The following is a 6,829-nucleotide window of genomic DNA, read 5'->3' as shown; positions in this document are numbered from 1 at the left end:
TTGATAGGCCAGATCTGGAAGCCCGGTAACGGGTGGAGGTGACTGGTACTAATAGGCCGAGGGCTTGTCCTCAGTTGCTCGCGTCCACTGTGTTGGTTCTGAAACCACGAACAACCGTCGTAGCTATGCCACGGCTCCGGTTGACAGTTTCATAGTGTTTCGGTGGTCATAGCGTGAGGGAAACGCCCGGTTACATTCCGAACCCGGAAGCTAAGCCTTACAGCGCCGATGGTACTGCAGGGGGGACCCTGTGGGAGAGTAGGACGCCGCCGAACTAATTGTAGAGAAAACCCCCGTCCGGGGATACCGGACGGGGGTTTTCTGCGTTTACGGGTTACCGAAAGAAATAGGGCGCCAAAGCACGCGCCTCAGTAGGCGCCTCAGTACGCGTCTCTCACGCCGTCTCCGCCAGACGCTCCGCGTCCGCCGGCGGATAACCGGCGGACGCCAGTACCGCGACGACCGCCGCGCGGCCCGCGTCCTCGGCCGGAACGACCCCGTCGTTGACGGCCTCCATCAGACCGAAGAGCACCTGCTCGTGGACGTACGCGAGCGCCTCCGCAGGCAGCGGTGAAGTGAACTCGCCCCGCTGAAGGCCCTTGCGGATCAGTTCGGTGCAGACCGCGCGCACCGGCGCGAGCCGGGCCCTGATCCCCTCCATCGTGACGCTGCGCTGCGCGAGATGGACCAGGAGACGGTAACGGTCGGCGATCGGCCAGATCGCCAGGATCGAACGGGCCACCGCCTCCGCCGGATCGTCGACACCCTCCCGGCCCGCCCGATGAGCCTCCGCGACCGCCTGCGCCGCATCGTCGACCAGCGCCGCGACCAACGCGTCCCGGCTCGGGAAATGGCCGTAGACCGTGCGGCGCACGACACCCGCGGCGCGCGCGAGCTGATCCATGGACGCCTCGGGGTCGCGCAGCAGCTCCGCGAGTGCGACGTCGAGGATGCGGCGGCGGTTGGCGTCGGCCCGTACAGAAGTCACGCCGTTCATTGTGCACGCCCCCGGCGCACCCCAAGCCACCCGCTCCCGTCGCCCGCCCGCGCCGCCACCCGGCTCCGGCCCACGGTTTTGCACAAGGCTGTGCAATGACCTAGATTGCACATCGGTGTGTAATTGCACATCGATGTGTAAGTAAGTTCTGTCCGTTCCTGTTCTCCCGGAGGGTCTCCGCGTCATGCGCCTCGTCATGAACGAGCCGGTCGCCACGATGGACCGGCCGTACGCCCGCCGCTGGTGGGCGCTGCTCGTGCTCTGCCTGAGCCTGTTGATCATCGTGATGGCCAATACGGCGCTCACGGTCGCAGCGCCCGACATGACCCAGGACCTGGGGCTCTCCAGCGCCGATCTGCAGTGGGTCATCGACGGTTACACCGTCCCGTACGCCGCGCTGATGCTGCTGCTCGGCGCGATCGGCGACAAGTACAGCCGGCGCGGAGCCCTGATCCTCGGGCTCGTCGTGTTCGGCGGCGGCGCCGTCGCCGGGTCGCTCGTCGACAGCTCCACCGGGGTCATCGCCGCCCGCGCCGTGATGGGTGTCGGCGCCGCGATGATCATGCCTGCCACGCTGTCGCTGCTCGCGGCCACCTTCCCGCGGGCCGAGCGCGCCAAGGCGATCGTGCTGTGGACGGCGACGGCCGGACTGGCCATCGCCGCGGGGCCGTTGGTGGCCGGCGCGCTGCTGCGTGACCACGGCTGGGCGTCCACGTTCCTGATCAACGTGCCGGTGGCCGCCGTGGCGATCGTCGGTGCGCTCGTCCTCGTACCGCCGTCGAAGGCCGGTCACCACAGCCGGATCGACTACGTCGGCGGGCTGCTCTCCGTGATCTGGGTGGGCGCGCTCGTCTACATGATCATCGAGGGCCCGCACTTCGGCTGGGGCGCCAAGGCGGTGACGGCCGCCGTGGTGGCCGGTGTCGCGCTCCTGGCGTTCGTCTGGTGGGAGCTGCGGCACCCGCGCCCGGTGCTCGACGTGCGGCGGTTCACGAACCGCCGGTTCGCCGGGTCGAACCTGGCCGTCGCCCTCTTCTTCCTGGCCGTCTTCGGCGCCTTCTACTACCTCACCCAGCACCTCCAGTTCGTCCTCGGCTACGACGCGTGGGAGACGGGCGTCCGGATGCTGCCGCTGGCCGGCGCGGTCTTCGTCGGCTCGGCGCTGACCGGCTACCTCACGCCCCGCATCGGCATGCGGGTCACGGTGACGGCGGGCATGGTCGGTGGCACGGTGGCGCTCGCCCTGCTGACGCGGGTGGACGCGTCGTCGTCGTACGGGGACTTCGTGCTGCCCCTCGTCATCCTGGGCCTGGCGATCGGGCTGGCGCTCTCGCCGTGCACGGACGCGATCATGGGCGCCTTCCCGGAGGCCGAGCTGGGCGTCGGCGGCGCCGTCAACGACACCTCCCTCGAACTGGGCGGCTCGCTCGGCATCGCCATCCTCGGCTCCGTCCTCGCCGGTTCGTACTCCTCGCACCTGGCCGACGCCGCCTCCGGCACCAAGCTGCCCGCCGACGCGCTGTCGACGGCGCAGGACTCGGTCGGCGCCGGGTACGCCGTCGCGCAGCGGATCGGGGCGCAGGCCCACAAGCTCGCCGAGCAGGCGGCCGGTACCAGCGACCCGCGCCAGGCGGCGCAGCTCAAGGAACAGGCCGGCCAACTCGCGGACGCGGCACGGCAGACGGCGGACTCGGTCGGCTCCTCGTTCGCCGACGCGGTGGCGCACACCAGCGTCGTCGGCGCCGTGATCCTCGGCGTCGGCACGGTCCTGGTGGCCGTACTGCTGCCCCGCAAGGACCGCACGGGAGCGGAACCCGAGACCGCCGACGAGCCCGAACTCGTCTCGAGCGAGCAGTAGGTACGCCGACCCGGACGCGCGGTCGGGCAGGGCGTTGTCAGTGGCGGGGCCTACGGTGACGGCAGTCCGCAACGAGCCACCAGGAGGCCCGCCATGACCGCCCTGCCCGACCGGACGCGCACCGCGCTGCTCATCATCGACGTGCAGAACGGGGTGGTGGACGGCGCGCCGCGCCGCGACGAGGTCATCCGCCACATCAACACCCTCCTCGGCAGAGCCCGCGCCGAGGGCGTCCCGGTGATCTGGGTGCAGCACTCCGACGACGACCTCAAGGAGGGCACGGAAGCCTGGAGTTACGTGCCCGAGCTGGTACGCGGCGCCGACGAGCCGCTGGTGCACAAGAAGTACGGCGACTCGTTCGAGGCCACCGGCCTGGAGGCGCTGCTCGCCGAGCGCCGGGTCGGCCGCCTCGTCGTCACGGGCGCCCAGAGCGACGTGTGCATCCGCTCGACGATCCACGGCGGCTTCGTGCGCGGCTACGACGTGACGCTCGTCGGCGACGCGCACACCACCGAGGACCTCAGCGCGTACGGGGCGCCCGCCCCGGAGCTGGTCATCGCGCACACCAACCTGTACTGGAAGTTCCAGAGCGCGCCGGGGCGCAGCGCGGAGACGGTGGACACGGCCGAGGTGACGTTCTGAGCCGGCGCTGGCCTTGACGTCGGCGTCAAGGTCTACCGTCGGGGCATGCGCATCGGAGAGCTCGCGGACCGCGCCGGTACCACCACGCGGACGCTCAGGTACTACGAGTCGCGCGGGCTGCTGCCCGCGCGGCGCGGCGGCAACGGATACCGGACCTACGACGAGGCGGACCTGCGCGCTCTGCGCCAGATCCGTACGCTCCAGGACTTCGGGTTCGACCTGGAGGAGACCCGCCCGTTCGTGGAGTGCCTGCGTGCGGGCCACCCCGAGGGCGACTCGTGCCCGGCGTCCTTGGCCGTGTACCGCAACAAGCTCTCCGAACTGGACGCGCTGATCGACGAGTTGACCGCCGTACGGGAGAAGGTCGGCGCGCAGCTCAGCCGCGCCGAACAGGCGGTCACGGCGCTGGGCGCGGAGGAACCCGCGCCCCGGTGCGAACTCGGCGATCTCACGGAAGCCAGGAACAGCAGCGGTGAAGGAGAGTGACCATGCGGGATGTGACCGACGCGGACTTCGACGAGCAGGTGCTGAAGTCCGGGCGCCCGGTGCTCGTGGAGTTCACGGCCGAGTGGTGCGGGCCGTGCAGACAGCTGGCCCCGGTGCTGAAGTCCATCGCGGAGGAGGAGCGGGAGCGCCTCGACGTCGTCGCCATCGACGTGGACGCCAACCCGGAGACGGCCGTGAAGTACGGGGTGCTGTCGATGCCGACGCTGATGGTCTTCAAGGACGGTGAGCCGGTGTGGTCGCGGGTGGGTGCGAGGCCCAAGCGCCGGCTGCTGGAGGAATTGGCGGAAACGCTCTGAGCTCCACCGGGTCGCACTGAGAGGAAGCGACCGCGCGGTTGGAATCACCCCCTGCCCGGGGTATATTCGGTGTTTCTGTGTGCCCACAGAAAAGGCCCCTCACAGGGGGCCAACTAAACATACCGTACCGGGCAGGGAGCAGTTTTGTCAAGCCGGGAATCCGCCGCACCGCAGAAAGAACTGCAAAAGGAACAGGAATTCATCGACCGGCTCTACGCGCGGGTCGACGCGCTGCGCGGCGTTGCCGCGGAGTCGGTCACGGACGCCCTGACGCCCGTCGGTACCGGCCAGCAGGCCCGCCTGGAGCGGGATCTGCTGGTCGTGGAGCGCTCGGGTCTGCTCGCCGCGCTGAACGCGGTGGACGGTTCGCTCTGCTTCGGCCGTATCGATCTCACGGACGGCGTGACGCATCACATCGGGCGTATCGGAATTCGTGACGAGGACACCGAGCACACGCCGATTCTGATCGACTGGCGCGCACCGGTGGCGCGCCCGTTCTATCTCGCGACGGGCCATCTGCCGATGGGGCTTCGCCGGCGCAGGCACCTCACCACAGAAGGCCGTACGGTCACCGAACTGCACGACGAGATCCTCGATCTCGGCGACGACGAGCGCACCGGTTTCGAGGACCCGAGCGGCGACGCGGTGCTGCTCGCCGCGCTGAACTCGGCGCGTACGGGCCGTATGACCGACATCGTGCAGACGATCCAGGCGGAGCAGGACCGGATCATCCGCCACGACCACCGCGGCGTCCTCGTCGTGGAGGGCGGCCCGGGCACCGGGAAGACGGCGGTGGCGCTGCACCGGGCCGCGTTCCTGCTCTACGAGCACCGGGAGCTGCTGGCGAAGCGGGCGGTGCTGATCGTCGGCCCGAACCCGGCGTTCCTCTCCTACATCTCCGAGGTGCTGCCCGCGCTCGGCGAGACGGGAGTGCTGCTCGCGACGGTGGGCGAGCTGTACCCCGGCGTGCACGCCACCGGTGTCGACACCCCGCGGGCCGCCGCGGTGAAGGGCGCGGCCGCGATGGCCGAGGCGCTCGCCCTCGCCGTCCGCGACCGGCAGCAGCTCCCGGAGCCCGGAGCGCCGCTGGTCATCCCGCACGACGACGGTGACCTGATCATCGACTGGGAGATCGCCTACGAGGCGCGGCAGGCGGCGCGGGACACCCTGCTGCCGCACAACCTGGCCCGGCCGCACTTCGCGTTCCGGATCCTCGACGCGCTGACCCAGCAGCTCGCCGAGCGGATCGGCGCCGACCCCTACGGCGGGCCGAACTTCCTCGGCCCCGACGACCTGGCCCAGCTCGGCAAGGGGGTCGCGGCGAGCGCGGACGTCCACGCGGCCATCGAGGAGCTGTGGCCGACGCTCACCGCCGAGGAGTTCGTCGCGGACTTCCTCGCCGAGCCCGTGCACCTGGCGGACGAGGAGGCCGGGGCCGTCCGCAGGACGGTGACGGGGCCGGCCGACTGGACGCCCGCGGACGTGCCGCTGCTCGACGAGGCCGCCGAGCTGATCGGGTACGACGACGCCGCGGAGCGGGCAGCCGCCGAGGCCGCGCGGCAGGAGCGGATCGCGTACGCGCAGGGAGTGCTCGATCTGTCCCGGGGCTCGGAGACGTACGAGTTCGAGGACGAGGACGAGTCGGAGGTGCTGGCCGCGCACGACATCGTGGACGCGGACCGGGTCGCCGACTGGTACGACGAGGAGGACCACCGCAGCGCCGCGGAGCGGGCCGCGGCGGACCGGACGTGGGCGTTCGGACACATCATCGTCGACGAGGCGCAGGAGCTGTCGCCGATGGCGTGGCGCCTGCTGATGCGGCGGTCGCCGACCCGGTCGATGACGCTCGTCGGTGACCCGGCGCAGACGGCCGATGAGGCCGGGGTCGGCGCCTGGGACAAGATCCTCGCGCCGTACGTCGAGGACCGCTTCGAGCACACGCGGCTCGGGGTCAACTACCGTACGCCGTCGGAGATCATGGATGTCGCGGCGGCCGTGCTGCGTGCCGCGCACCCGGACTTCGAGCCGCCGTCGTCGGTCCGCTCGACGGGCGTACGGCCCTGGCGGCGTGCCGTGTCGGGGGATGTCGCGCAGGCCGTGGCGCAGCTCGCGGCGGCCGAGACGCCGGACGAGGGGCGCCTCGCGGTGATTGCGCCGCGCAGGCTGCACGCGGCGCTGGCCGAGCTGCTGCCCGACGTGGTGGCCGGGGCCGAGCCGGACCTCACCCGGCATCTGGTCCTGCTGGACCCGCGCCAGGCGAAGGGGCTCGAGTTCGACCGGGTGATCGTGGTGGAGCCGGGCGAGTTCGGGATGAGCGACCTGTATGTGGCGCTCACCCGGGCCACGCAGACGCTCGGGGTCGTGCATGCAGGGGAGCTGCCTTCGGCGCTCCAGCGGCTCGCCGTGGCCGACTGAGGCAGTGGGGCGGGGGCCGCGCCGTCGTGGCTGGTCGCGCAGTTCCCCGCGCCCCTAGGGGCTGGGAACTGCGCCACCTGTGACGGTTCGGACAGATTGTTCCGTGGCCCTGGG

General features: G+C 70.9%; 6 protein-coding genes and 1 rRNA gene. 6 read left to right on the top strand and 1 reads right to left on the bottom strand.

The features are described from left to right. The first annotated feature begins 158 nt into the window (after window positions 1-158). A 5S ribosomal RNA gene (gene rrf, locus ACZ45E_RS16675) occupies window positions 159-275 on the top strand. A gap of 119 nt (window positions 276-394) precedes the next feature. Here rrf and ACZ45E_RS16670 read toward each other — a convergent pair. Further along, window positions 395-997, bottom strand: coding sequence for a TetR/AcrR family transcriptional regulator (locus ACZ45E_RS16670; protein WP_468221406.1), 603 nt, complete (start codon window positions 995-997; stop codon window positions 395-397). Window positions 998-1,181: 184 nt separating this feature from the next. Here ACZ45E_RS16670 and ACZ45E_RS16665 point away from each other — a divergent pair, with 184 nt between their 5' ends. From ACZ45E_RS16665 to ACZ45E_RS16645, 5 genes are all read left to right on the top strand, one after another. Next, complete coding sequence (locus ACZ45E_RS16665; RefSeq protein WP_468221403.1) at window positions 1,182-2,855, top strand: MFS transporter; 1,674 nt, start codon at window positions 1,182-1,184, stop codon at window positions 2,853-2,855. A gap of 93 nt (window positions 2,856-2,948) precedes the next feature. Then, complete coding sequence (locus ACZ45E_RS16660; protein WP_468221401.1) at window positions 2,949-3,497, top strand: isochorismatase family protein; 549 nt, start codon at window positions 2,949-2,951, stop codon at window positions 3,495-3,497. A gap of 45 nt (window positions 3,498-3,542) precedes the next feature. Continuing rightward, window positions 3,543-3,983 (top strand): MerR family transcriptional regulator, encoded by a 441-nt coding sequence (locus tag ACZ45E_RS16655; RefSeq protein ID WP_468221399.1) that lies wholly within the window; start codon window positions 3,543-3,545, stop codon window positions 3,981-3,983. A 2-nt stretch (window positions 3,984-3,985) separates the two neighbouring features. Beyond that, window positions 3,986-4,300, top strand: coding sequence for a thioredoxin (trxA, locus tag ACZ45E_RS16650; protein WP_468221396.1), 315 nt, complete (start codon window positions 3,986-3,988; stop codon window positions 4,298-4,300). 180 nt (window positions 4,301-4,480) lie between these two features. After that, on the top strand, window positions 4,481-6,715 hold the full coding sequence (locus ACZ45E_RS16645) for a HelD family protein (protein WP_468221463.1): 2,235 nt from the start codon (window positions 4,481-4,483) through the stop codon (window positions 6,713-6,715). Window positions 6,716-6,829: the final 114 nt, after the last annotated feature.

The organism is Streptomyces sp. NPDC030991 (genome assembly GCF_055571235.1).
The sequence above is the reverse complement of the archived record's forward strand: the minus strand, read 5'-3'. Positions and strand labels throughout refer to the sequence as shown.